This window comes from Mycolicibacterium parafortuitum (assembly GCF_010725485.1).
In the GTDB taxonomy this organism is placed as follows: Bacteria; Actinomycetota; Actinomycetes; order Mycobacteriales; family Mycobacteriaceae; genus Mycobacterium.
This window is the reverse complement of record NZ_AP022598.1, coordinates 4,617,632-4,642,589: the sequence shown is the minus strand read 5'-3', so window position 1 is coordinate 4,642,589 and position 24,958 is coordinate 4,617,632. Positions and strand designations below refer to the sequence as shown.

Annotated in this window: 20 protein-coding genes; 14 read left to right on the top strand and 6 right to left on the bottom strand. The window is 68.1% G+C overall.

What is annotated here, in order from left to right; all coding sequences use genetic code 11:
- Positions 1-40: 40 nt before the first annotated feature.
- From trpC to NTM_RS21830, 11 genes are all read left to right on the top strand, one after another.
- Positions 41-859 carry an indole-3-glycerol phosphate synthase TrpC gene (gene trpC / locus NTM_RS21880; RefSeq protein ID WP_104860943.1) on the top strand — a complete coding sequence of 273 codons (819 nt, stop codon included), beginning with the start codon at positions 41-43 and terminating at the stop codon, positions 857-859.
- Positions 860-2,122, top strand: coding sequence for a tryptophan synthase subunit beta (gene trpB / locus NTM_RS21875; protein ID WP_163767769.1), 1,263 nt, complete (start codon positions 860-862; stop codon positions 2,120-2,122).
- Positions 2,119-2,907 (top strand): tryptophan synthase subunit alpha, encoded by a 789-nt coding sequence (gene trpA, locus NTM_RS21870; protein ID WP_163767767.1) that lies wholly within the window; start codon positions 2,119-2,121, stop codon positions 2,905-2,907. Before trpB ends, trpA begins: the two co-directional genes overlap by 4 nt.
- On the top strand, positions 2,904-4,523 hold the full coding sequence (gene lgt / locus NTM_RS21865; RefSeq protein WP_163767764.1) for a prolipoprotein diacylglyceryl transferase: 1,620 nt from the start codon (positions 2,904-2,906) through the stop codon (positions 4,521-4,523). The genes trpA and lgt overlap by 4 nt, the downstream gene beginning before the upstream one ends.
- 54 nt (positions 4,524-4,577) lie before the next feature.
- Entirely contained in the window at positions 4,578-6,008 is a 1,431-nt protein-coding gene (locus NTM_RS21860; RefSeq protein ID WP_232079809.1) for an HNH endonuclease signature motif containing protein, read from the top strand.
- Between the two features lie 45 nt (positions 6,009-6,053).
- Entirely contained in the window at positions 6,054-6,485 is a 432-nt protein-coding gene (locus NTM_RS21855) for an NINE protein (protein ID WP_104860947.1), read from the top strand.
- The gene (locus NTM_RS21850) at positions 6,475-6,888 is read left to right on the top strand and encodes a DUF2752 domain-containing protein (protein WP_163767762.1); all 414 of its coding nucleotides are present in this window, start codon (positions 6,475-6,477) and stop codon (positions 6,886-6,888) included. The genes NTM_RS21855 and NTM_RS21850 overlap by 11 nt, the downstream gene beginning before the upstream one ends.
- A gap of 81 nt (positions 6,889-6,969) precedes the next feature.
- Positions 6,970-11,508, top strand: a complete 4,539-nt coding sequence (gene gltB, locus NTM_RS21845) for a glutamate synthase large subunit (RefSeq protein WP_163769585.1) — start codon at positions 6,970-6,972, stop codon at positions 11,506-11,508.
- Positions 11,501-13,009: a glutamate synthase subunit beta gene (locus NTM_RS21840; RefSeq protein WP_163767759.1), complete on the top strand. Its 1,509-nt coding sequence runs from the start codon at positions 11,501-11,503 to the stop codon at positions 13,007-13,009. The genes gltB and NTM_RS21840 overlap by 8 nt, the downstream gene beginning before the upstream one ends.
- Positions 13,010-13,036: 27 nt before the next feature.
- Positions 13,037-14,455 carry a pyruvate kinase gene (pyk, locus tag NTM_RS21835; protein ID WP_104860950.1) on the top strand — a complete coding sequence of 473 codons (1,419 nt, stop codon included), beginning with the start codon at positions 13,037-13,039 and terminating at the stop codon, positions 14,453-14,455.
- A gap of 16 nt (positions 14,456-14,471) precedes the next feature.
- Complete coding sequence (locus NTM_RS21830) at positions 14,472-15,332, top strand: acyl-CoA thioesterase (RefSeq protein WP_163767756.1); 861 nt, start codon at positions 14,472-14,474, stop codon at positions 15,330-15,332.
- Between the two features lie 5 nt (positions 15,333-15,337).
- On the opposite strand, the gene NTM_RS21825 is transcribed toward NTM_RS21830, so the two are convergent.
- The 6 genes from NTM_RS21825 to NTM_RS21800 form a co-directional block, all read right to left on the bottom strand.
- The gene (locus NTM_RS21825) at positions 15,338-15,820 is read right to left on the bottom strand and encodes a DUF4190 domain-containing protein (RefSeq protein ID WP_163767753.1); all 483 of its coding nucleotides are present in this window, start codon (positions 15,818-15,820) and stop codon (positions 15,338-15,340) included.
- Positions 15,817-17,295 carry an ATP-binding cassette domain-containing protein gene (locus NTM_RS21820; RefSeq protein WP_163767750.1) on the bottom strand — a complete coding sequence of 493 codons (1,479 nt, stop codon included), beginning with the start codon at positions 17,293-17,295 and terminating at the stop codon, positions 15,817-15,819. The genes NTM_RS21825 and NTM_RS21820 overlap by 4 nt, the downstream gene beginning before the upstream one ends.
- Positions 17,282-18,859 carry a thiol reductant ABC exporter subunit CydD gene (gene cydD, locus NTM_RS21815; RefSeq protein WP_163767748.1) on the bottom strand — a complete coding sequence of 526 codons (1,578 nt, stop codon included), beginning with the start codon at positions 18,857-18,859 and terminating at the stop codon, positions 17,282-17,284. Before cydD ends, NTM_RS21820 begins: the two co-directional genes overlap by 14 nt.
- Positions 18,860-18,912: 53 nt before the next feature.
- A complete protein-coding gene (cydB, locus tag NTM_RS21810) occupies positions 18,913-19,953 on the bottom strand; it encodes a cytochrome d ubiquinol oxidase subunit II (RefSeq protein ID WP_104860954.1) in 1,041 nt (346 codons plus the stop codon).
- 9 nt (positions 19,954-19,962) lie between these two features.
- A complete protein-coding gene (locus NTM_RS21805) occupies positions 19,963-21,432 on the bottom strand; it encodes a cytochrome ubiquinol oxidase subunit I (RefSeq protein ID WP_163767746.1) in 1,470 nt (489 codons plus the stop codon).
- A 90-nt stretch (positions 21,433-21,522) separates the two neighbouring features.
- The gene (locus NTM_RS21800; RefSeq protein WP_104860956.1) at positions 21,523-22,116 is read right to left on the bottom strand and encodes an HdeD family acid-resistance protein; all 594 of its coding nucleotides are present in this window, start codon (positions 22,114-22,116) and stop codon (positions 21,523-21,525) included.
- Positions 22,117-22,309: 193 nt separating this feature from the next.
- Here NTM_RS21800 and NTM_RS21795 point away from each other — a divergent pair, with 193 nt between their 5' ends.
- The 3 genes from NTM_RS21795 to NTM_RS21785 are packed head-to-tail and all read left to right on the top strand — an operon-like array spanning position 22,310 to position 24,956.
- Entirely contained in the window at positions 22,310-23,230 is a 921-nt protein-coding gene (locus NTM_RS21795; protein WP_163767744.1) for an ABC transporter substrate-binding protein, read from the top strand.
- 5 nt (positions 23,231-23,235) lie between these two features.
- Entirely contained in the window at positions 23,236-24,162 is a 927-nt protein-coding gene (locus tag NTM_RS21790) for an amino acid ABC transporter permease (protein ID WP_104860957.1), read from the top strand.
- Between the two features lie 41 nt (positions 24,163-24,203).
- Positions 24,204-24,956, top strand: a complete 753-nt coding sequence (locus tag NTM_RS21785) for an amino acid ABC transporter ATP-binding protein (protein WP_104860958.1) — start codon at positions 24,204-24,206, stop codon at positions 24,954-24,956.
- Positions 24,957-24,958 lie beyond the last annotated feature (2 nt).

Genomic DNA, 24,958 nt, shown 5'->3' with positions numbered 1-24,958 from the left:
TATGCATCGAACGGCCGTCAGGGGAAGGGAAGCGACGCCTATGGGTTCGGCGACCGTCCTCGATTCCATCCTCGAGGGAGTACGTGCTGACGTTGCCGCTCGCGAAGCCGCCGTCAGCCTGGCTGAGGTCAAGGCACAGGCCGAGCGCGCGCCTGCGCCGCTCGACGTGATGGCTGCCCTGCGGGAGCCGGGGATCGCGGTGATCGCCGAGGTGAAGCGGGCCAGCCCGTCCCGCGGCGAGCTGGCCCCGATCGCCGATCCGGCCGAACTCGCGTCCGCCTACGAGAGCGGCGGAGCCCGCGCGATCAGCGTGCTGACCGAACAGCGACGTTTCAACGGCTCGCTCGCCGACCTGGACGCGGTGCGCGCGTCGGTGTCGATCCCGGTGCTGCGCAAGGACTTTATCGTCAAGCCGTACCAGATCCACGAGGCGCGGGCGCACGGCGCCGATTTGCTGCTGCTGATCGTCGCCGCCCTGGAACAGCCCGCGCTGGAATCGCTGCTGGAACGCACCGAATCGCTCGGGATGACCGCCCTGGTCGAGGTGCACACCGAGGAAGAGGCCGACCGTGCGCTGCAGGCCGGCGCCACCGTGATCGGCGTGAACGCCCGTAACCTCAAGACCCTCGAGGTCGACAGGGACTGCTTCGCGCGCATCGCGCCGGGGTTGCCCAGCAACGTCATCAAGATCGCCGAGTCCGGGGTGCGCGGCACCGCGGATCTGCTCGCCTACGCGGGTGCGGGCGCCGACGGCGTCCTCGTCGGCGAGGGCCTGGTCACCAGTGGTGATCCGCGCAGCGCCGTCGCCGATCTGGTCACGGCCGGCACGCATCCCTCCTGCCCGAAACCTGCGCGCTAAGTGTCCGAGCACTCTGGTCCGGAACTGCCGCGCGCCAGCGCCGCAGTCGCCGAACCCACCCCGCATGATCCCGATGCCCGAGGACACTTCGGCGCCTACGGCGGCAGGCTCGTCCCCGAGGCGCTGATGGCCGTCATCGAAGAGGTCACCGCCGCCTACGAGAAGGCACGCAGCGACCAGACCTTCCTCGACGAACTCGACAGGCTGCAGAAGCACTACACCGGCCGGCCGTCGCCGCTCTACGAGGCAGAGCGGCTCAGCGAACATGCCGGCGGGGCGCGGATCTTCTTGAAGCGAGAAGACCTCAACCACACCGGATCTCACAAGATCAACAACGTCCTGGGTCAGGCCCTGCTCGCCAAGAAGATGGGCAAGACCCGGGTGATCGCCGAGACCGGCGCAGGTCAGCACGGTGTCGCGACGGCGACCGCATGCGCCCTGCTCGGCCTCGAATGCGTGATCTACATGGGTGCGGTCGACACCGCACGGCAGGCGCTGAACGTGGCCAGGATGCGGCTGCTCGGCGCGTCGGTGGTCGCCGTCGAATCCGGCTCCAAGACGCTCAAGGATGCGATCAACGAGACGTTCCGCGACTGGGTCTCCAACGCCGACGACACCTACTACTGCTTCGGCACCGCGGCGGGCCCGCACCCGTTCCCGGTGATGGTGCGCGACTTCCAGCGCGTGATCGGTCTGGAGGCGCGCGCGCAGATGCTCGATCAGGCCGGCCGGCTGCCCGACGCGGTGGTCGCGTGTGTCGGCGGCGGGTCGAACGCGATCGGCATCTTCCACGCGTTCATCGACGATCCCGGCGTTCGGCTGATCGGTTACGAGGCTGCCGGTGACGGCGTCGAAACCGGCCGTCACGCAGCGACTTTCACCGGTGGTACCCCAGGCGCGTTCCAGGGCTCGTTCTCGTATCTGCTGCAGGACGAGGACGGCCAGACGATCGAATCCCACTCCATCTCAGCGGGATTGGATTATCCGGGCGTCGGTCCCGAGCACGCGTTGCTCAAGGACATCGGCCGTGCTGAGTACCTGCCGATCACCGACTCCGAGGCGATGGACGCGTTGTCGCTGCTGAGCCGCACCGAGGGCATCATCCCGGCGATCGAGTCGGCGCACGCCGTCGCGGGCGCGCTCAAGCTCGGTCCGCAACTGGATGCGGGTTCGATCATCCTGGTCAACGTCTCCGGGCGAGGGGACAAGGACGTCGAGACGGCGGCCAAGTGGTTCGGGTTGCTGGAGGACGGGACGCCATGAGCCGGCTCGCCGGATTGTTCGAATCCTGCCGCGCCGAGAACCGTTCGGCGCTGATCGGATATCTGCCCACGGGTTTCCCCGATGTCGAGGGCTCCATCGAGGCGATGGTCGCGCTGGTCGAGTCCGGTTGCGACATCATCGAGGTCGGCATCGCCTACTCGGATCCCGGTATGGACGGCCCGACGATCGCCGCGGCCACGGAGGTGGCGTTGCGCGGCGGTGTCCGCGTCAGCGACGCGTTCCGGGCCGTCGAGGCGATCAGCAACGCCGGCGGCCGCGCGGTCGTCATGACGTACTGGAACCCGGTGCTGCGCCGGGGGGTCGACGCCTTCGCGCGTGACCTGGCATCGGCCGGCGGGCTCGGACTGATCACCCCGGATCTGATCCCGGATGAGGCCGACGACTGGTTCGCCGCCTCCGAGGCCCACGATCTGGATCGCATCTTCCTTGTCGCGCCGTCCTCGACGGAGGAGCGGCTCGCGAAGACGGTGGAGGCGTCGCGCGGCTTCGTCTACGCCGCGTCGACCATGGGTGTCACCGGAGCGCGCGATGCGGTGTCCAACGCAGCCCCCGAACTCGTGGCTCGGGTCAAAGCCGTGTCGGACATCCCGGTCGGCGTGGGTCTGGGTGTGCGGTCGCGCGAGCAGGCCGCCGAGATCGGCGCGTATGCCGACGGCGTCATCGTCGGATCCGCGCTGGTGTCCGCGCTGAAGGAGGGCATCCCCGCGGTGCGCTCGCTGACAGAAGAACTTGCAGACGGAGTAAGGCAGAGGATCACTGCGTGACGACGACGGTTCTGGCCTACATCCCGAGCCCGCCTCAGGGGGTTTGGCACCTCGGCCCGTTCCCGCTCCGCGCCTATGCCCTGTGCATCATCGGCGGCATCATCGCCGCGCTCGTCATCGGTGACCGCCGTTGGGTGAACCGCGGCGGCGAACCCGGCGTGATCTACGACATCGCGTTGTGGGCGGTGCCGTTCGGTCTGATCGGTGGTCGCGTCTATCACGTCATGACCGACTGGCGGACGTACTTCGGACCGGACGGCGTCGGGCCGGCTGCTGCGTTTCGCATCTGGGACGGCGGCCTGGGGATTTGGGGTGCGGTCGCGTTCGGTGCGCTGGGAGCGTGGATCGCCTGTCGTCGGCGGGGGATACCGCTGCCGGCGTTCGGCGATGCGATTGCACCGGGAATCGTTCTGGCACAGGCGATCGGCCGGCTGGGAAACTATTTCAATCAGGAGTTGTACGGGCGCGAGACCACGCTGCCGTGGGGTCTGGAGATCTACGAGCGTCGTAACAGCGTCGGGGCGCTCGACTCGCTCAACGGGGTGTCCACCGGTGAGCTGATCCAGGTCGTGCACCCGACGTTCCTGTACGAACTTCTGTGGAACCTGCTGGTTTTCGCGGTGCTGATAGTCGTCGACAAGCGATTCAAGATCGGTCATGGTCGGTTGTTCGCGCTGTATGTCGCGGGCTATTGCGTGGGCCGGTTCTGGATCGAGCTGATGCGCAGCGACACGGCGACGCTGCTGGCCGGCATCCGGATCAACACCTTCACGGCGACGTTCGTGTTCATCGGGGCGGCGGTCTACATCATGGTGGCGCCGAAGGGCCGGGAGGCGCCGGAGACGCTGCGCGGTAACCAGGATGCCGAGTCCGATGTCGAGGAGCTGGCCAAGGACGTCGCGATGGCGTCGGCGGTCGGGGTGGTCGCTGCGGCGACCGTCGCCGGTGACGACGAGAAGAAGGAGCGCGGGGAACGCGAGGTGGGCGGTCTCGGCTCTGTCGAAGGCGACGAGGCCGTCGCGGCCACCGAGGCGGCGTCCGAGGTCCACGATGCCGCGGTCGAAGGTGCGGCCGAGACCGAGGCGCTGATCGCCCAGCTCGACGTCCCCATCGACGACGAGGAGCCGTCCGAACCCGCCGCAGCGATCGAGCCGCATCCTGTGCCCGAAGACGCCGGAGGCCTGGGCGCCGTGGAAGGCGACGAGGCCGTCGAAGCCGCCGAGGGTGCCGCGGCCGCCGCCGTGGCTGTGGCGGGCGATGGTGAGACCGACGAACCGGCCGCCGAGGTTGCCGCGGAGGTTGATGCCGACGCTGTGGTGGAGAGCGATGCCGACGTCGAGGCTGTGGAGCCTGCCGCCGAGGACGCGGCAGTTGAGGTGGTCGAGTCTGACGACGCCGAGCCCGTGGCCGACGAGCCGGCCACAGAGGTCGCCGAAGTCGACACTGAAGCGCTGACCGACGGCGACGCCGACGCGGATCTGGACGGTGAACCCGAGGGACCCGCCGTCGACCCGGCACACTCGTACACAGTCGTCACCGAGCCCTCGCCGGAGAGTGGTCAACCAGGGCCCGGCGGCATCGTCCGGCAATTCCTCCGCCGACGCCGGAATCGCTGAGCACCTGGTCGTCCGGACCGTGTGTTGTCGGACGCCACTGGCATAATCGAACATGTGTTCGACCAGATGGCAGCCGCGGAGCTCGTCGACGCGATGGGTGTCGCGTGGCGGGCAGAGTCGCGCGCGGTGGCGCAGCGGCTCGCAGCGGTGGCCCGGCTGTACGCCATCCGCAAGCGCCAATACGTCGAGGCGGAGTTCTGGCACACGGATGTGTACGAGGCAGTCGCAGCCGAGGTGTCCGCAGCGCAGAATCTCAGCCGCTGGCGGGCCGGTAGCCAGGTCAACACAGCCGTTTCGCTGTTCGAGCGGCTCCCGGCGGTGGCTGCGGTGTTCGCCCGCGGCGACATCGACTACCGGATGGTGCGGTTCGCGCTACGGCGAACCGCCAACGTGGACGACGGAATCATCGGCGAACTGGACGCGGCGCTGGCCCGGCACATCACCCGGTGGATGCGGTTCTCGGACAAGAAGCTGACCGACCGGCTCGACATGTGGGTCGCCAAGTTCGACCCGGCCGGGGTGCGGGTGCCTCCGGCCGCGAAAGACAACCGCTATCTCGACGTGGCCCCGGACGCGCTGGGGATGGCGTTCGTCGGTGGCGTCATGAACGCCGACGACGCCGCAGCACTGGATCAACGCCTGGAAGCGCTCGCTGCCACGGTGTGCGCCAATGATCCGCGCAGCCACAACCAGCTTCGCGCCGACGCGGGCGGCGCGCTGGGGCGCGGAGAAGCGACCCTGGCCTGCCAGTGCGGATCGGAGGACTGCCCGGCGGCGGTGGTGCGCGAGTCCGCAGCCCAGGTGGTCATCCACATCCTGGCCGAACAGGGCACCGTCGACGGAACCAGTGACAATCCCGGCTATCTCTCCGGCTTCGGTGTGCTGCCCGCCGAGGAGGTTCGCGCCGCCGCGGCGAAGAAGACGGCCAAGCTCAAGCCCGTGCGGACGCCCGCGGCCGAGCCGGAGAAGGGGTACCGGCCGTCGGCACCGCTGAAGGACTATCTGCGGTGGCGCGACCTGACGTGCCGTTTCCCGGGCTGTGACGCCCCAGTCGAGAGCTGCGACGTGGACCACACGACGCCGTGGCCGTTCGGCATCACCCATGCCTCCGGACTCAAGCATTACTGCCGGGCGCATCACTTGATCAAGACGTTCTACAGCGGCCCGGGCGGGTGGCGCGACGAGCAGCGCCCCGATGGAACCATCGTGCTCACCGCTCCGACCGGGCACGTGTACACGACGGAACCGCATGGCGGGGAACTCTTTCCGGCGCTGGCCGTTCCGACCGCGCCGATACCGGACGCCGAGGCGCCTCGCGACCCCTCGGAGAAGACGGAGAAGATGCCGCGCCGGGCACGCAGCCGCGACGAGGACCGACGGGCACGTATCGAGCGTGAACGCCGGCAACGCGTCGAACTCAACGCCGAGACGAAGCGTCAGCGCGAAGCGTGGCTTGCCGCGACCTATGAGCCTCCGCCCTTCTGAGGCGTCTCGATCTGATGCGTGGGGATGGTCTGGCATCCTGGTGGCATGACCGAGCCCCCGTTCAGTGGCAACGAAGGTGGAAATCAGTACACCCCTCCGCCGCAGCAACCGGGTTATGTCCCGCCCGGCGGGTACCCGCCGCCTCCTCCGTCGGGCGGATATCCGCCGCCGATGGGCCAGTATCCGGGCGTCTACACCGATCCCGCCGCGCCGTTCGGCCGGCATCCCGTCACCGGCGAACCGCTGTCCGAGAAATCGAAGGTCGTCGCCGGACTGCTTCAGCTTCTCGGTCTGTTCGGGCTCGTCGGCATCGGCCGGATCTACCTCGGCTACACGACCCTGGGCGTGATCCAGCTCGTTGTGGGACTCCTCACGTGCGGCATCGGCGCACTGATCTGGGGGATCATCGACGCGATCCTGATCCTCACCGACAAGGTCCGTGATCCGGCGGGCTTCCCGCTGCGCGATGGCACATAGCCCCGCAATCGACCGTCGCACACGCCGTTTCGTCGGGTGGGGTACCGGTGCCGTCCTCGGCAACGCCCTCCTCTACATCGGCCTCAACGATCCGCACCGTCCGGGACTTCTGTTCCCGCCCTGCCCATTTCACGAACTCACCGGCTGGTTGTGTCCCGGCTGCGGCGGCCTGCGCATGACTCACCACCTGTTGCACGGCGACCTCGCCGCAGCGTTCGTCGACAACGCGTTCGTGCTCATCGGTCTGCCGCTGTTGCTGGCGTGGGTGCTCACCCGGCGCGGGCAGCACAAGCCCGTGGCCACCGTGGCGCTCTACGTGGTGACCGCAATCACGGTCGTGGCATGGACTCTGGTCCGCAATCTGCCCGGATTCCCGCTGGTCCCGACCGTTCTCGCCGGGTGAGCCGCGACCTGCGCTGATACACTGGATCAACGGGCCGACGCAGTCCCTGATGACGAATTCAGGATGGCGGAGGCCAAATCCATGCTCTACTCGGCGTTGCCCGAACCCCAAGGTCTGTACGACCCCGACAACGAGTCGGACTCCTGCGGTGTAGCCATGGTGGTCGACATCCAGGGCAGGCGCTCCCACAGCATCGTCACCGACGGTCTCATCGCCCTGGAACACCTCGAACACCGCGGTGCCGCGGGTGCCGAACCCAACAGCGGTGACGGCGCGGGCATCCTCATCCAGCTTCCCGTGGTGCTGCTGCGCGACGTCGTCGACTTCGCCCTGCCCGACGCCACCGCCGAGGGCAACACCTTCGCCGCCGGAATCTGCTTCCTGCCCCAGGACCCCGCACAGCGCGAGGCGGCCTGTAGCACCATCGAGACCATCGCGGCCGAAGAGAATCTCGAAGTCCTCGGCTGGCGTGAGGTCCCCGTCGATCCGATAGGCGCAGAGATCGGCAAGACCGCGCTCGACTGCATGCCCCATATGGCCCAGCTCTTCGTCGCCGCACCCGCGATCGACGGGAACCGGCCCGGCGGAATCGAACTCGATCGCCGCGTCTACCCGATGCGTAAACGCGCCGAACGCAACGGCGTCTACTTCCCGTCGCTGTCCAGCCGCACGATGGTCTACAAGGGCATGCTCACCACGATGCAGCTTCCGCTGTACTTCCCGGACCTCCGGGACGAGCGTTGCATCAGCGCCATCGCGATCGTGCACAGCCGCTTCTCCACCAACACATTCCCGTCGTGGCCGCTGGCCCACCCGTTCCGCTTCGTCGCGCACAACGGCGAGATCAACACCGTGCGCGGCAACCGCAACCGGATGCACGCGCGCGAGGCCATGCTGGCCAGCGACCACATCCCCGGCGACCTGAGCCGGCTCTCACCGATCTGCACCCCGGACGCGTCCGACTCGGCGTCCTTCGACGAGGTTCTCGAACTCCTGCACCTCGGCGGCCGCAGCCTGCCCCACGCTGTGCTGATGATGATCCCCGAAGCGTGGGAGAACAGCACCACCATGGATCCGGAGGAAAGGGCCTTCTGGCAGTTCCACGCCTCGCTGATGGAACCGTGGGACGGTCCCGCCTGCGTCACCTTCACCGACGGCACCCTCGTCGGAGCGGTATTGGACCGCAACGGGTTACGGCCGGGCCGCTGGTGGCGCACCCTCGACGACCGACTGATCCTCGCCAGCGAGGCCGGTGTCCTCGACGTACCGTCGGCGCAGATCGTCGCCAAGGGTCGCCTGCAGCCCGGCAAGATGCTGCTGGTCGACACCGATGCCGGCCGCATCGTCTCCGACGACGAGATCAAGGAACGGCTGTCGCGCGCCCAGCCCTACGGCGAGTGGCTGCACGCCGGACTGCTCGAGCTCAAGACGCTCCCTGATCGTGCCCCAGCCCAGCCCAACCACGAATCGGTGGTGCGCAGGCAGGTGAGCTTCGGCTACACCGAGGAAGAGCTACGCATCCTGCTAGCCCCGATGGCCGCCTCCGGCGCCGAACCGCTGGGTTCCATGGGCACGGACACCCCGGCCGCGGTGCTGTCGCAGCGCTCCAAGCTGCTCTACGACTATTTCGTCGAACTCTTCGCCCAGGTCACCAATCCGCCGCTGGACGCGATCCGCGAAGAGATCGTCACCTCCATGTCGCGTGTGATGGGCCCTGAACAGAATCTGCTCGAACCCGGCGCCGCATCCTGCCGCCAGATCAAGCTCACCTGGCCGGTCCTCGACAACGAGGAACTCGGCAAGATCGTCCACATCAACGACGACGGGGAGCAGCCCGGACTGCGCACCGTCGTGCTGCGCGCGCTCTACGACGTCGAACGCGGGGGAGAGGGCCTGGCCGAGGCGCTGGAGGACCTGCGTCTGCGCGCGTCCGCCGCGATCACCAAAGGCGCACGGACACTGGTCATCTCCGACCGCGACTCCGACCACACCAAGGCGCCGATCCCGTCGCTGCTGGCAGTCTCTGCCGTGCACCACCATCTGGTGCTCACCAAGCAGCGCACCAAAGTCGCGCTCGTCGTCGAGAGTGGCGACGCCCGCGAGGTGCACCACATCGCGATGCTGATCGGTTTCGGCGCCGCCGCGGTCAACCCGTATCTGGCCTTCGAATCCATCGAGGACCTGATCCGCGAGGGTGAACTGACCGGCATCGAGCCGTCGGCCGCGGTGCGCAACTACCTCAAGGCGCTCGGCAAGGGCGTGATGAAGGTGATGAGCAAGATGGGCATCTCCACGGTGGCTTCCTACACCGCAGCCCAGGCGTTCGAGGCGATCGGCATCAACAAAGACGTCATCGACGAGTACTTCACCGGCACGCCGACCCAACTCGGCGGCGTCGGCCTCGACGTGATCGCCGAGGAGGTCAAGCTGCGTCACCGCCGCGCGTACCCGGAAAACCCGACCGAGCGGGTGCACCGGCGCCTGGAGGTCGGCGGCGAGTACGCGTTCCGCCGCGAAGGCGAACTGCACCTGTTCACCCCGGAGGTGGTCTTCCTGCTGCAGCATGCGACCCGCACCGGTCGCCATGACGTGTTCCAGCAGTACTCCGACGAGGTCGACCGGCTCAGCCGCGAAGGCGGCGCGCTGCGCGGACTGTTCGAGTTCAAATTGGGTGTGCGCCCGCCGGTGCCCCTCGACGAGGTTGAACCCGCGAGCGAGATCGTCAAACGGTTCAACACCGGCGCGATGAGCTACGGCTCCATCTCCGCCGAGGCCCACGAGACGATGGCCATCGCGATGAACAACCTCGGCGGACGCTCCAACAGCGGCGAGGGCGGCGAAGACGTCGACCGGCTCTACGACCCGAAGCGGCGCAGCGCCGTCAAGCAGGTCGCCTCCGGGCGGTTCGGCGTCACCAGCGACTACCTGGTGAACGCCTCCGACATCCAGATCAAGATGGCACAGGGTGCCAAACCCGGTGAGGGCGGCCAACTTCCGGGCTACAAGGTGTATCCCAACATCGCCAAGACCCGGCACTCGACGCCGGGCGTCGGGCTGATCTCGCCCCCGCCGCACCACGACATCTACTCGATCGAGGACCTCGCGCAGCTGATCCACGATCTGAAGAACGCCAACGCCGACGCGCGCATCCACGTCAAGCTCGTCAGCTCGGTCGGGGTCGGCACGGTCGCCGCTGGGGTGTCGAAGGCGCACGCCGACGTCGTGCTGATCTCCGGATACGACGGCGGCACCGGTGCCGCTCCGCTGACCAGCCTCAAACACGCCGGCGCCCCATGGGAGATCGGGCTGGCCGACACCCAGCAGACCCTGGTGCTCAACGGCCTGCGCGACCGCATCACCGTGCAGTGCGACGGCGGGATGCGCACCGCCCGCGACGTGGTGGTGGCGATGCTGCTCGGCGCCGAGGAGTACGGGTTCGCCACCGCGCCGCTGGTCGTGTCCGGCTGCATCATGATGCGGGTGTGTCACCTCGACACCTGCCCGGTCGGGGTCGCCACCCAGAACCCCGAGCTGCGCGCCCGGTTCAACGGCAAGCCGGAGTTCGTCGAGAACTTCTTCCAGTTCATCGCCGAGGACATCCGGAAGTACCTGGCGGAGCTCGGTTTCCGCAGTATAGACGAGGCCGTCGGGCACGCCGAGATGCTGGACACCGCCGACGGCGTCGCGCACTGGAAGAGCCGGGGGCTCGACCTGAGCCCGGTCTTCGCCGTGCCGCAGTCGACCGCCGCGCGGCGCCGGGTGCGCGATCAGGACCACGGCCTCGACGAAGCGCTCGACCGGACACTGATCCAGCTCGCCGAAGGCGCGCTGGAGGATGCCCACCCGGTTCGGCTGGAACTTCCGGTGCGCAACGTCAACCGCACCGTCGGCACCCTGCTCGGCAGCGAGGTGACCCGGCGCTACGGTGCGCAGGGGCTGCCCGAGGACACCATCCACGTCACGCTGACCGGTTCGGCCGGCCAGTCGCTCGGCGCGTTCCTGCCGCCCGGGGTCACCCTGGAGCTCATCGGCGACGCGAACGACTATGTCGGGAAGGGACTCTCGGGCGGCAGAATCGTCGTCAAACCGCAGGATGACGTGCTGTTCCTGCCCGAGGACAACGTGATCGCCGGCAACACGCTGCTTTTCGGCGCCACCTCGGGTGAGCTGTACCTGCGTGGCCGCGTCGGCGAGCGGTTCGCCGCCCGCAACTCCGGTGCGCTGACGGTCGTCGAAGGCGTCGGCGACCACGCCTGCGAGTACATGACCGGCGGCCGGGTGGTGGTGCTCGGCAAGGTCGGCCGCAACATGGCTGCGGGCATGTCCGGCGGCATCGCGTTCGTGCTGGGACTCGACCCCAGCCGGGTCAACACCGACATGGTGGAACTGCAGCGCCTCGATCCCGAGGACCTGGCCTGGCTGCGCAACGTGGTCGCGCTGCACGCGCGCTACACCGGCAGCACCGTCGCGACCTCGATGCTCTCCGACTGGCCCAGGCGCAGCGCACAATTCACCAAAGTCATGCCGCGCGATTACCAGCGCGTGCTCGAGGCGACCCGGATGGCCAAGGCCGAGGGCCGGGACGTCGACTCGGCGATCATGGAGGCGACCCGTGGCTGATCCGCGCGGATTCCTGGAAGTGGCCAAGGTCGAGGCCACCAAGCGGCCCGTCGACGAACGGGTCGGGGACTGGCGCGAGGTCTACGAGCGGCAGGATCCGCACCAGCGGGCCGGCGAGGTTTCCCAGCAGGCCCGCCGCTGTATGGACTGCGGAATCCCGTTCTGCCACTCGGGAACCGCGGGCTGCCCGCTGGGCAACCTGATCCCGGAGTGGAACGATCTGGTGCGCCGCGGCCGCTGGGACGCGGCCAGCGACCGGCTGCACGCGACGAACAACTTCCCGGAGTTCACCGGCCGACTGTGCCCGGCGCCATGTGAGGCGGCGTGCGTGCTGTCGATCGCCGAGGAGCAGACCGGCGGCAGCGTCACGATCAAGCGCATCGAGCAGACCATCGCCGACCAGGCCTGGATGGACGGTCTCGTCGAGCCCCAGCCGCCCGCCATCTCGACCGGTAAGAGGGTCGCCGTCGTCGGCTCCGGTCCGGCCGGGCTGGCCGCCGCCCAGCAGCTGACCCGCGCGGGCCACGACGTCACGGTTTACGAACGCGACGACCGGATCGGCGGGCTGATGCGCTACGGCATCCCCGAGTACAAGCTGGAGAAGGCCACGCTCAACCAGCGGCTGGCCCAGATGCGCGCAGAGGGAACACGTTTTGTCACCGAATGCGAGGTGGGTGTGGATCTGCCCATCGAGCAGCTGCGGGCCCAGCACGACGCCGTCGTGCTGGCCGTCGGGGCGCTGCGCTCCCGTGACAACGACGTCGAGGGCCGCCACCTCAACGGCGTGCATCTCGCGATGGAACATCTGGTGCCGGCCAACAAGGAATGCGAGGGCGACGGTCCCAGCCAGATCAGCGCGGCGGGTAAGCACGTCGTGATCATCGGCGGCGGTGACACCGGAGCCGACTGCCTGGGCACCGCGCATCGCCAGGGCGCCGCGTCGGTGACGCAGCTGGACTACAACCCCGAACCGCCGGAACAGCGCGACGACTCCCGCACCCCGTGGCCGACGTGGCCGCTGGTGCTGCGCACCAGGCTCTCGCCGGCCCACGCCGAGGGCGGACACCGCCGTTACGAGGTCGCCGTGCAGCGCTTCCTCGGCGACGAGCGGGGCAATCTGCGGGCGATGGAGATCGCCGAGGTGAAGGTCGAGCGCGACGAGAACGGCCGCCGCCACATCGTGCCGGTCGGCCAGACGCTGGAAATCCCGTGCGATCTGGCGCTGCTGGCCATCGGCTTCGAGGGGGTGGAGCACATGCCGTTGCTCGACAGGCTCGGCGTGACGCTCAACCGGCGCGGCACCGTGCCCTGCGGCTCGGACTGGCAGACCGACGCACCCGGCGTCTTCGTGTGCGGGGACGCGCATCGCGGTGCATCGTTGATCGTGTGGGCGATCGCCGAAGGCCGCAGCGCCGCGCACGCCGTCGACGCGTACCTGATGGGTGACTCGGATCTGCCCGCCCCGGTGCGGCCCGGGGCGCTGCCGCTGGCCGTCATCTGAATCGATTAACGACTATGCTCGTGAGTCGTGACTCGACGCGGAAAGATCGTCTGTACGCTCGGCCCGGCCACCGCCTCTGATGGGGCGGTCAAGCAGCTGGTCGAGTCCGGAATGGATGTCGCGAGGCTCAACTTCAGCCACGGCGACTACCCCGACCACGAGGCCAACTACAAACGCGTTCGCGCCGCATCGGATGCGACCGGACGCGCCGTCGGCATCCTCGCCGACCTGCAGGGCCCGAAGATCCGGCTGGGCCGGTTCGCCGACGGGCCGACGGTGTGGAAGAACGGCGAGACGATCCGGATCACCGTCGACGACTTCGAGGGCACCCACGACCGGGTGTCGACCACCTACAAGCGGCTCGCGCAGGACGCCAAGCCCGGTGACCGGGTGCTCGTCGACGACGGCAACGTGGGTCTGGTGGTCGAGCACATCGACGGCAACGACGTGGTCTGCACGGTCACCGAGGGCGGCAAGGTCAGCAACAACAAGGGCATGTCCCTGCCCGGGATGAACGTGTCGGCGCCGCCGCTGTCGGAGAAGGACATCGACGACCTGGAGTTCGCGCTGCGCCTGGGCGTCGACCTCGTCGCGTTGTCGTTCGTGCGCTCACCCGCCGACGTCGAGCTGGTCCACGAGGTGATGGACCGGGTCGGGCGCCGGGTCCCGGTGATCGCCAAGCTGGAGAAGCCGGAGGCGATCGACAACCTCGAGGCGATCGTGCTGGCGTTCGACGCGATCATGGTCGCGCGCGGTGACCTCGGCGTCGAGCTCCCGCTCGAGGAGGTGCCGCTGGTTCAGAAGCGGGCCATCCAGATGGCAAGGGAGAACGCCAAACCCGTCATCGTCGCGACCCAGATGCTGGAGTCGATGATCGAGAACTCCCGCCCGACGCGCGCGGAGGCCTCCGACGTCGCCAACGCGGTGCTCGACGGCGCGGACGCGGTGATGCTGTCCGGGGAGACCTCGGTCGGCAAGTTCCCGTTCGAGACGGTCCGCACAATGGCGCGGATCGTCAGCGCGGTCGAGGACAACTCGGTGGCCGTCCCGGCGCTGACCCACACGCCTCGCACCAAGCGCGGTGTCATCTCCTACGCCGCTCGTGACATCGGTGAGCGGCTCGACGCGAAGGCGCTGGTCGCGTTCACCCAGTCCGGGGACACCGTGCGCCGGCTGGCCCGTCTGCACACCCCGCTGCCGGTGCTGGCGTTCACCTCGCTGCCCGAGATCCGTAGCCAGCTGGCGCTGACCTGGGGCACCGAGACGTTCATCGTCCCGCACATCGAGACCACCGACGGCATGATCCGCCAGGTCGACCAGTCGATGCTGGCGCTCGGCCGGTACAAGCGCGGCGACCTGGTGGTCATCGTCGCGGGCGCTCCTCCGGGCACAGTAGGCTCCACAAATCTGATCCACGTCCACCGCATCGGTGAGGACGACGTCTAACTGAGGAGATCATCGAGTGTCGCGTCACGCGGACTTCCAGGAGCTGCTCGCGATCCTCGACCTCGACGTCGTCGACGAGAACACGTTCGTCGGCAGGCACCCGAGCAAGAACCCGGTGCGCACCTTCGGCGGGCAGATGATGGCGCAGGCCTTCGTCGCGGCCAGCCGGAGCTTGAAGTACCCGACCCCGCCGAGCGCGTTGTCGGTGCACTTCATCGCCGGCGGAGACCCGGAACAGGACCTGGAGTTTCACGTCGTCCGGTTGCGTGACGAGCGCCGGTTCGCCAACCGCCGCGTCGACGTGATGCAGAACGGCCAGCTGCTGACCACCGCGCTGGTGTCCTACCTGGCCGGCGGCAAGGGGCTCGAGCACGGGATCGAACCGCCTCAGATCGACGATCCGGAGGCGGTGCTGCCGATCGACGAGCTGCTGCGCGGGTACGAGGAGGTGGTCCCGCACTTCGTCAACGCGCTGCGGCCCATCGAGTGGCGCTACACCAACGACCCGGCATGGGTCATGCGGGACAAAGGCGGCAGGCTCGGGCACAACCGGGTGTGGATGACCGCCCAGGGCGCGATGCCCGCCGACCCGGTGCTGCATGCCGCCGCGCTGGTGTACTCGTCGGACACCACCGTGCTGGACTCGATCATCACCACGCACGGTCTGTCGTGGGGGCATGACCGGATCTTCGCGGTCACCACCAACCACACCGTGTGGTTCCACCGGCCGATCCGCTTCGACGACTGGGTGCTGTACTCGACGACCTCACCTGTCGCCGCGGACTCCCGCGGTCTGGGCTCCGGGCATTTCTTCGACCGTTCGGGTCAGCCGCTGGCCACGGTCGTCCAGGAAGGCATCGTCAAGCACTTCCCGTGACCCGTCTAGGGCCGCGGGGAGACGGTGACGGAGAACTCGTCCTCGACGCGCTGGGTGAACTCGTCGGCGCACCGCTCGACCGCGGTCTGGTCGGATCCGGCCCGGTTGAGGCAGTCGATGTAGTCGGTACCGCCGACGTCCTTGAACACCGACCAGCCGACCACCGCCATGATCACGATCGCGACGATCGACACGACGATGCTGACCGCGCCGAGCACGATGCCGGCTACCGCGATTCCGCCGTTGTTCGCCTCGCCGCGCTGCACCCGGCCGCGGCCGAGGAAGCCGAGGATCACCGCGACGACGCCGAGCACCACCCCGCCGAACACCGTGAACAGCGAGATGATCGCGACGACCAGCGACGCGGTGCCCAGCCCGTTCTTCGCGGGTGGGGGGTACGGCGGTGGATAGCCGCCGTACGGTCCGTAGGGCTGCGGCGAGTAGCCGCCGGGATAGGTACCGGGCGGGGGAGGCGGCGGTTCGCTCATGTCGGGGAGATTACCTTCACCGGCAGGTGGTCCGGCAGGTGATGAGTGGCGACGACGACGGTGCGTTCCGGCCCGAACAGCTCACCCGGGGTCAGGATCGCGGCCATGATCGCATCGGCGTCGGAGGCGTCGAGGTGCTCGGTCGGCTCGTCGAGCAGCACGGTCGGCGCCGTCGAGACCAGCGCGCGGGCCAGCAACAGCCGTCGGCGCTGCCCTGCCGACACCGCCGACGCCCCGCCGACCAGCACCGTCGACAGGCCGTCGGGCAGTTCGGCGACCCAACGGCCGAGCCCGCACCGGCGCAGTGCGTCCAAGAGTTCGTCGTCGCGGGCGTCGCCACGGGCGACCAGCAGGTTGTCGCGCACGGTGGTCGAGAACAGGTGCGCGTCCTCGGCGAAGAACACCCCGGGTGTCTGCATCAACAAGGTGGTCTTGCCGGACCCGCTCGGCCCGACCACCGCGACGCGGTCTCCCGGCTTCAGTTCGGGCGGTGTGACCACCGGGCGGCGGTCGTCCACGGTGTCGGGTTCGGTCAGCGCGAGCAGTCGCCGTGCCGCGATCCGCGCGCGGGTCAGCGCGACGGCGGCGCCGGGCAGCGCGGCGGTGGCCTCGAACGACGCCAGCGGCACCAGCATCAGGATCGCGACGGTCGTCGGGGCGGCGCTGGAGGCCAGCGTGATTCCGGCGAGCACGGCGCCCAGCACGCTGACCCCGGTCGCGGCCGTCGGTGCGGCCGCCGCCACCGCCGCGGGTGCCGACGCCCGGTCGACGGCGCGCCCCCACCGTCGTTGTTCGCCGGCCGCGGTGGCCAGCACACCGGCGAGCCTGCCGCTGACCCGAAGTTCCGGGGCGTGCTCCAGCGCCAGCATGGCCGCGGTGTCACGCCCGGAATGGTGTTCGGCGGCAACGGTTTCAGAGGCGCTCGTGGCGCGGGCGGCCGCCACCGGGGCGAGGATGCCTGCGACCGCCATGCTCACCGCGAGCACCGCCGCGGCAGGCGGTGAGATCACGGCGACAGTGGTGATCGCCGCGACGGCCAGCAGCGCCGCGACACAGATCGGCACCAGCGCGCGGACGATGACCTCGGCGAGATCGTCGACGCCGCGCCCGATCCGCGCCACCAGATCACCACTGCTGCGCCGCAGCACCGCATCCGTCGGCGCGCTCGCCAACCGACGGAAGATGCCGACCCGGGCATTGCTCGCGGCGCGCAGTGCGGTGTCGTGGGAGGCCAGTCGCTCGCAGTACCCGAGCAGCCCGCGTGAGATCCCGAGCGCCCGCACGGTGACGGCCGCGACGGTCAGATGCAGCACCGGTGGCATCTGCCAGGCCCGGGTGATCAGCCACGCGGACACCGCCGTGAGCGCGAACGCGCTGCCCAGCGACGCGGCGCCGAAAAGCACTGCGGCGGCCAGACGCGGGATGCGGGGCCGCAGCAACGGCCACACCTGCAGGAGCGGGTCAGGACGGGACACGGGCACCGCCCATGCCGACGACCGTGTCCATCTCAACGACGCTGTCGCCGATCGCCAGTACCGGATCGCGGTGTCCCACCACGATCACCGTCGCGCCCGCGGCGGCCCGCGTGATCGCCTCGAGCACTCGCGCCTCGGTCGGTCCGTCGAGATGCGCGGTCGGCTCGTCGAACAGCAGCAGCGGTGCGCCGGACCCGAGAACCCGGGCCAGCCCGAGACGCTGCCGCTGACCCAGCGACAGCCCGACTCCGCCGCGGCCGATCGGCGTCTGCAGGCCGTCGGGCAGCGTGGCCAGGACCTCGTCGAAACACGCTGACCGGCAGGCTTCCTCGAGGTCGTCGAGCGGTCCGAACAGCTCGAGGTTCTCGCCCACCGTGCCCGGGATCAGCACCGGCCGCTGCGCCAGCCAGCCCACCCGCGCCCACCAGCGCTGTCGGTCGAGTTCGGTGACGTCGACGTCGTTGACGGTGATCCGTCCGCAAGGTGAAGGGCCCAGGCCGAGGATCGCCTGCAGCAGTGTGGATTTGCCGACGCCGTTGGGTCCGGTGAGGACGGTGACCCGCCCGGGGGGCGCGGACATGTCCAGGTCGAGCACGCGGACGGTGACGGTGTCCCCGGGGACGGTCGCCGAGCCGGCCGGTGTCGGGGCGGCGCTGTCGATGAATCGGAACGCGGCCTGCACCGCGGTCTTGCCGTCCTGCGCAGAGTGGAACGCCGCCCCGACCCGGCGCAGCGGCCAGAACGCCTCAGGGGCCAGTAGCAGCGCAGTGAGCCCGGCTACCAACGTCATATCGCCGAAGACCAGCCGCATCCCGACGCCGACGGCGACCAGCGCCACCCCGAGGGTGGCGAGCAGCTCGAGCACGAACGCCGACAGGAACGCGATCCGCATCGTGGCCATCGCCGAACGTCGATGAGCGGCGCCCAGTTCGGCGATCCGGTCGGCAGCGCCCGCGGTGCGCCCCAACGCGCGCAACGTCGGCAACCCGGCGACCAGATCCAGCAGGCGGGACTGCAGCGTGGTCATCGCCGCCAGCGCCGCCTCGGAGCGGTCGGTCGTGGCCAGCCCGATCAGGATCATGAAGATCGGGATCAACGGCAGCGCGATCACCACGATCAGCGCGGATCGCCAGTCATACCAGGCGATCACCGCGACGGTGGCGGGCGTCAGGATCACCGCGAGGAACAGCGACGGCAGATACGCGGTGAAATAGACCCGCAGCCCGTCGAGGCCGTGCGTGACGACCACGGCGGCGTCGTCGCGCCGGGCGGCCAGCTCGCGCGGCGGCAGCGAGGTGGCGGCGCCGAGCACCTGATCGGAGAGATCGGCGATGACCGCGCTGGCCCCGTGCTGGGCGAGACGTCCCTGTTGCCACTGGGCAAGCACGCGGACGGTCCACAGCGCGACCAGGGCGCTCAGGGCAGGGGCGAGGATGCCTGGGCTGCGTGACGCAGGGTCGGTGATGACCCGGGCCACGATCGACGCCAGGACCACCGCCGACCCGATGGTGCACGCCGCGATCAGCACGCCGAATAGCGTTGTGGCGGCCAGGAACCGGCGCATCGCCGCAGAAGCCCGCCACAGGCGCGGGTCGATCGGGGCGCGGCTGGGATCGGTCAGGACGCTCGCCTCGCCAGTCCGATCGACTCCGGGATCGCCTCCGCGGTAACGCGTTTGCGGAACACCCAGTACGACCAGGCCTGGTAGCAGAGCACCAACGGCAGCAGCGCCAGCGACGCCCAGGTCATGATGCGCAACGTGTAGGGCGTCGACGAACCGTTGTAGATCGTCACGCCCCACTCCGGGTTCAGCGTCGAGGGCAGCAGCGTCGGATACATCGAACCGAAGATCAACACCGCGACCGCGGCGATCACGACGACCATCGCGACGAACGCGATGCCCTCCCGGGTCTTCTGCCACATCAGCGCCACCGAGAGCAGCAGCGCCACGACGGCGGTCGCGAGCGCAGCCCAGGTCCACGCCCGCCCGTAGGCAAGCTGGGTCCACAGGCCGAAGCCGCCGGCCAGCACGATCACCGGCAGCGACAGCGTCCGCGCGACCCGGAACGCGTCGTCACGCAACGCGCCGGACGTCTTCAGCGCCAGATACACCGAACCGTAGAACAGGAACAGCGACCCGGTCGCCAGCCCGCCCAGCAGGGTGTACGGGCTCAGGATGTCGCCGAACGACACGTCGGTCCTGCCGTCGGCGTCGATCGGCAACCCACGCAACAGGATCGCGAACGCGACACCCCACAGCACCGCGGGCAACCAGGAACCCAGCGCGATGCCGATGTCGGCCCAGCGGCGCCACTGCGGATCGTTGATCTTGCCGCGCCATTCGATGCCGACGATGCGCAGGATCATGCCGAACAAGATGGCCAGCAGCGGCAGGTACAACGCTGAGAACAGCGTGGCGTACCAACCCGGGTACGCCGCGAACATCGCCGCTCCGGCGGTGATCAACCACACCTCGTTGGCGTCCCAAACCGGTCCGATCGTGTTGAGCACCGCGCGTCTGCGGTTGTCCGGATCGCCCGGGCCCATGGTGCCCATCGGGGCCATCAGCATCCCGACGCCGAAGTCGAACCCCTCCAGGACGAGAAAGCCGAGGAACAGCACGGCGATCAGGAGGAACCACAATTCCTGCAATGCCATGGCGGTCTCCTAGTACGCGAACGAGAGGGGGGCGACGTCGTCGCTGTCGGGCGGGGTCGGGGGAGCAGGCTCGGCGTCATGCTCCTGCGGGCCTTCGGCGACGTAGCGCCTCATCAGGTAGAACCAGACCACCGCGAGCGCTCCGTAGAGCAACGTGAACACGGCTAGCGACAGCCACACGGTGCCCGCGGCGTGGTTGGACACGCCTTCCTGCACCGTCATCCGCACCATCTGGTCGCCGGTGGGGTTGGGCACCACCACCCACGGTTGCCGCCCCATCTCGGTGAAGATCCAGCCTGCGGAGTTCGCCAGGAACGGTGTCGGGATCGTCAGGATGCCGAATGTGCCGAGCCACCGTTGGTCCGGTATCCGGCCGCGCCGGGTCAGCCACAAGGTCACCAACGCGAACGCGACCGGAACCAGGAGCAGGCCGATCATCGCGCGGAATGACCAGTAGGTGACGAACAGGTTGGGCCGGTAGTCGCCCGGGCCGAACTTCTCCTCGTACTGCGCCTGCAGATCCTGCACACCCTGCAGCGTGACGCCGCTGAACCTGCTCTCGGCCAGGAACGGCAGCACGTACGGAACCTCGATGAGGTGGGTGACGCTGTCGCAGTTGTTATGGGTTCCGACGGTCAGGATGGAGAAATCCGGGTCGGTTTCGGTGTGGCACAACGACTCTGCCGATGCCATCTTCATCGGCTGCTGGACGAACATCAGCTTGCCCTGGATGTCGCCGGTGAAGAACAATCCCGCGGCGGCGACCAGCGCGACGAAGCTGCCCATGATCGCGGCCGGGCGGAACATCGCCTGCGAGTCCAGCGGTGCGGGGTCACCCGGGTTGCGCCGGCGGTCGCGCACCATGAGCCACGCCGAGATACCCGCGACGAATGCGCCCGCGGTGAGCAGGGAGCCTGCGACGGCATGCAGGAAAGCCCATATCGCGGTGTTGTTGGTCAGCAGCGCACCGAAATCGACGAGCTCGGCGCGGCCGGACTCCGGATTGAACTTCGCTCCGACCGGGTGCTGCATGAAGGAGTTGGCGGCGATGATGAAGTACGCCGAGGCGTTGACGCCGAACGCGACGATCCAGATGCATGCCAGGTGGACTGCGCGGGGAAGACGGCTCCAGCCGAAGATCCACAAACCGATGAAGGTGGATTCGAAGAAGAACGCGACCAGTCCCTCGAAAGCCAGCGGGGCGCCGAAGATGTCGCCGACGAACTTCGAGTACTCACTCCAGTTCATACCGAACTGGAACTCCTGCACAATGCCGGTGGCGACGCCGATCGCGAAGTTGATCAGGAAGAGCTTGCCGAAGAACTTGGTGAGCCGGTACCAGGCGGTGTTTCCGGTGACATGCCAGATCGTCTGCATCACAGCGAGCAGCGGGGCCAGCCCGATGGTCAACGGGACGAAGATGAAGTGGTAGACGGTCGTGATACCGAACTGCCAGCGAGAAACATCCAGAGCGTCCATGCGCACTCCCAAGCTCTAAAGAAGCAATCTACTCCTTCTACGACACAATGTAGTAGTCATGGGGGTGGTGGTGGCAAGGGACTTTTGCCCTTATTCGACTCGACTCGGTGTGAGGTTCGACTCGATGGTTTTCAGGTCTTTGCTTGCCGAACGAATTCCGAATGCCGAGATCACCTCGAACACGCCGAGCACCACCAGCCAGATGCCGACGACCACGGTCAGGGTCTCGAGGGATTCGAACGGCGCGGCCAACAGGATCACGCCGGCGATCAGGCTGATGACACCGATGAAGATCTCCCAGCCCCGGCCGGGGAGGTCCGGATCGCTGATCGCCGACACCGCGGTGGCCACACCGCGGAAGATGAAGCCGATGCCGATCCAAATGGCCAGCAGAAGAACGGCATTACCGAAATTGCGGAAGCACATCACGGCCAGGATCAGGGCGGCCGCACCGCTGATGAACAGCAGCACCCGCCCGCTCGCCGACACCTTGAGGGCAAACGCGAAGACCACCTGCGAAACGCCGGTGACCAGCAAATAGGCCGCGAAGAAGATGGCCGCAACGAACACGCTGATGGTGGGCCAGAACCACACCATCGCTCCGAGAATGATCGTGAGCACCCCAGACAGCAACGCCGTCTTCCAGAGATGCTGCAACATGCTTGGGGGAGCAGCGGTTTCCATCAGGAAAGTGTGTCACACGTGCGACACGCCGGTTCCGATTTCGCGGTACCGCTGTGATGTCCTAACCGTGTCGTTAATGTTCCGTTACTGGCGCTGCGCGCCGGGTCATCGGTCGTTAACGTTCCTGCCTGGTCGCCCCGGTAGGCAGACTCAGACGGACGCGACGACCCGAGAAGAAAGTTGAGGCAAACCAGTGTTGGGTGGAATCCAAGACCGCCGGACCAAGCTCTGGCGCATCGCAGCGGTATTCGCCGCGACGGGCGCCATGGCGCTGTCCGGTTGTTCGAGCAGCTCGGAAGCCCCGAGCGAGGAGGGATCCCCGACCGCCGCCGCGCCCGCGGAGAAGGTCGACGAAATCGCGAACACCGTGCCCGAGGCCATCAAGTCGACCGGCACCCTGGTCATCGGCGTGAACATCCCCTATGCGCCGAACGAGTTCAAGGATGAGAGCGGCCAGATCGTCGGCTTCGACGTCGACCTGATGAACGCGGTCGCGGGCACCCTGGGCCTGACCCCCGACTACCGCGAGGCCGATTTCGCCAAGATCATCCCGTCGGTCCAGGGCGGCACGTTCAACGTCGGGATGTCGTCGTTTACCGACAGCAAGGAGCGTGAGGAGCAGGTCGACTTCGTCACCTACTTCTCGGCAGGCACCCTGTGGGCCAAGCCTGCGGGCGCGGACATCGATCCGGAGAACGCGTGCGGCAAGAAGGTCGCGGTGCAGGCGACGACGGTCCAGGAGACCGACGAGCTGCCGGCGCGCAGCAAGAAGTGCACCGACGAGGGCAAGCCGGCCATCGACATCGTGGCCTTCGACAGCCAGGATGCCGCGACCAACGCCGTCGTGCTCGGCCAGGCCGACGCGATGTCGGCCGATTCGCCGGTCACGCTGTATGCGATCAAGCAGACCAACGGCAAGCTTGAGGAGGCCGGTGAGACATTCGACTCGGCGCCCTACGGTTGGCCTGTCGCCAAGGGGTCCCCATTGGCCCAGTCACTGCTGCAGGCGCTGCAGCATCTGATCGACACCGGTAAGTACAAGGAGATCGCCGCCAACTGGGGTCTCGAAGACGGGATGATCGACAAGCCGGTGATCAACGGCGCGATCTCCTGACCGACATGACCGACGCCGGCACGCCGCCTCCGTCCAGTGCGCCCCAGGCCATCGATGCCGTCCCGTTGCGGCATCCCTGGCGGTGGGTGGCGGCCGGCGTCATCATCGTCCTCGTCGGACTCTTTCTATGGGGTGCGGCGACCAACCCGGCCTACGGCTGGTCGACGTTCGGGGAGTACTTCTTCCACGAGCGCATCCTGTTGGGCGTCTTCAACACGCTGCAGCTGACCATCTACTCGATGGTCATCGGCATCCTGCTCGGCGTCGTGTTGACCGTCATGCGGTTGTCGGACAACCCGGTGCTCAGTTCGGTGGCGTGGGTGTTCCTGTGGATCTTCCGCGGCACCCCGATCTACGTGCAGTTGGCGTTCTGGGGTCTGTTCCCGACGATCTACCAGAACATCCAGCTCGGCGTGCCGTTCGGGCCGTCGTTCTTCGCCATCGAACTGCAGGACCTGTCCATACCGTTCGTGCTCGCGGTGATCGGCCTCGGCCTCAACGAGGCGGCCTACATGGCCGAGATCGTGCGTGCCGGCATCCTGTCGGTCCCCGAGGGGCAGCTGGAGGCCTCCACGGCGTTGGGGATGTCCTGGGGTAAGGCCATGCGGCGGACGGTGTTGCCGCAGGCCATGCGGGTGATCATCCCGCCGACGGGCAACGAGCTGATCAGCTTGTTGAAGACGACATCGCTGGTCACGGCCGTGCCGTACGCGTTCGATGTGTACAGCATCGCCACCCGTGAGATTGCGGCCCGGATCTTCGAGCCGGTGCCGCTGCTGCTGGTGGCCGCGGCCTGGTATCTGGTGATCACGAGCATCCTGATGGTCGGGCAGTATTACCTGGAGCGGTACTTCTCCCGGGGCGCTTCGCGCAAGCTGACCTCCAAGCAGCTCGAAGCGCTGGCGCTGGCACAACAGCCTCCGGCAGGCTGAGAAGGATGGGTATGACAGCAGAGGCAGTCAGCGCCACGCCGATGGTCAAGGCCGAGTTGGTGTGCAAGAACTTCGGTGCGCTGCAGGTGCTCAAGGGCATCACGCTGGAGGTCCAGAAGGGCCAGGTGCTGGTGATGGTCGGCCCGTCGGGCTCCGGCAAGTCGACCTTTCTGCGCTGTATCAACCACCTGGAGACCGTCAGCGCGGGAAGGCTCTATGTCGACGGTGCGCTGGTGGGCTACAACGAGCGCGGCGGCAAGCTGCACGAGATGAAGCCGCGCGATGTCGCCAAGCAGCGCCGTGAGGTCGGGATGGTGTTCCAGCACTTCAACCTGTTCCCGCACCGGACCGCGCTCGGCAACGTGATCGAGGCGCCCGTGCAGGTCGCCGGGGTCAAGAAGGCCGAGGCGGTCGAGCGCGGCAAGGAGTTGCTCGCGCAGGTCGGACTCGCCGACAAGGCCCAGGCGTATCCCGCGCAGCTCTCCGGCGGCCAGCAGCAGCGGGTCGCGATCGCCAGGGCGCTGGCGATGCAACCCAAGCTGATGCTGTTCGACGAGCCCACCTCGGCGCTCGACCCCGAACTGGTCGGCGAGGTGCTGGGTGTGATGAAAAAGCTTGCCGGACAGGGTATGACGATGGTCGTGGTGACCCACGAGATGGGTTTCGCCCGCGAGGTGGCCGACGAGTTGGTGTTCATGGACGGGGGTGTCGTCGTCGAGCGGGGCAACCCCCGCGAGGTGATGGCCAACCCACAGCACGAACGGACGCAGGCGTTTCTCTCCAAGGTGATGTAGCG